Source organism: Actinomycetospora sp. C-140, from assembly GCF_054796175.1.
In genome coordinates this window covers 1-996 of the sequence record NZ_JBTWNF010000045.1, presented here as the reverse complement: position 1 = coordinate 996, position 996 = coordinate 1, and the positions used below count along the sequence as shown (strand labels likewise).

Below are 996 nucleotides of genomic sequence, written 5' to 3'. Positions count from 1 at the left end.
TATCGCCGATGCCGGGCTCCGTCGTTCCGAGGTGGACGGGCTGCTCATCGCGTGCAGTCCGGCCGCCCATCCGGATGTTCGGCGTTGGCTGACGCCGAACCTGGCGCGGGAGGCCGGGTTCGGCGGACTGCGCCTCCTCAGCACGATCGACGCGGAGGGGTCGTCCTCGGCGGCGATGGCGCAGTACGCGTGCATGGCGGTCGAGACCGGCTTCGCTCGTTCCGTCGTCTGCGTCTTCGCCGACGCCCCGGTGCAGCACGGCGCCGGGGGCAAGTCCTTCCCCGCCCTGGTCGAGGGGGGCGAGCTGAACACCCTCTACGCCCGCAGCGGCGGGGTAGGAGGTGTGTCCGCCTACGCGCTGACCGCCCAGCTCTACCTCGACCGGCACTCGCTGCCGGCGAGCGTGCTCGGGGACGTCGCGATCAGCAACCGGGCCTGGGCCGCGTTGAACCCCGAGGCGTTGCTCCGGGAGCCACTCGACCACGCGCGCTACGAGATGTCTGCGATGGTGTCGAGCCCGTTGCGGGTCCTCGACTGTGCCTACCCCGCCAACGGGGCCGGCGCGTTCGTCGTCTCGGACCGGTCGGTCGCGGAGCGCGGTGCGAGTCCGGTACGGGTGGCGGGGTACGGACAGAGCCACGTACGCCACGACCTGGCCTACGTGGTGAGCGACGATCTCGAAACCGGCGCCAGAGCGGCGGGTCGCCAGGCCCTCGAGATGGCGCAGATGGACATCGGCGAGATCGGCGCGTTCGAGTTGTACGACGCCTTCACGATCATGTCACTCATGGCGTTGGAGGAGTACGGCGTGTGCGGTCCGGGGCAGGCCCACGCCCTGTTCGCCTCGGGCGCGACAGCGCCGGGTGGCGCCCTGCCGGTGAGCACCGGGGGCGGTCACACCTCCGGCGGATACCTGCAGGGCATCACCCCGATCCTCGAGGCCGTACGTCAGGCCGGGGGCGTGGCGGGTCGGCGGCAGGTGGGCGAGCCCGGGCG

The 996-nt window shown here is 72.0% G+C and carries 1 protein-coding gene; it reads left to right on the top strand.

Translation table 11 applies throughout. The annotated features are described in order from the left end of the window. Window positions 1–31 precede the first annotated feature (31 nt). A partial coding sequence (locus ACR9E3_RS32455; protein WP_460385203.1) for a thiolase family protein occupies window positions 32–996 on the top strand: 965 nt, incomplete at its 3' end.